The organism is Bacillus sp. SIMBA_005, assembly GCF_046535585.1.
Classification (GTDB): Bacteria; Bacillota; Bacilli; order Bacillales; family Bacillaceae; genus Bacillus; species Bacillus pumilus.
Genome location: NZ_JAWRWI010000219.1, coordinates 1 through 294, shown reverse-complemented (window position 1 = coordinate 294; position 294 = coordinate 1). Strand labels below are relative to the sequence as shown.

General features: G+C 68.4%; 1 protein-coding gene. It reads left to right on the top strand.

The features are described 5' to 3' along the window. Positions 1 to 106: 106 nt before the first annotated feature. On the top strand, positions 107 to 294 hold a 188-nt coding region (locus tag SB660_RS19845; protein ID WP_410583989.1), incomplete at its 3' end, for a hypothetical protein.

Below are 294 nucleotides of genomic sequence, written 5' to 3'. Positions count from 1 at the left end.
CTGGCAACGCTGCAGGCCGTCGCGTCGGGTCGGGTCCGGCTCGGTGAACGCACGGTTCACGTCGACGGCCAGACCATGACGGCGCCGCTTCAGCTCGCAGCCAACAATGCCTTCCCATGATGTCGTGATGCGTTCCCCCCGACTTCTTCTGATCTGCCTGCTGGCCGGGCTGCCCCTCGTCGGGCAGGCCGCCGCGCTGCAGCCGTTCGTCGCGACCTACGATGCCTGGTACGAAGGCAAGCATGCAGGCGAGGCGACCATGCAGCTGGTGCAGCGCGAGAACGCCGGCTGGCG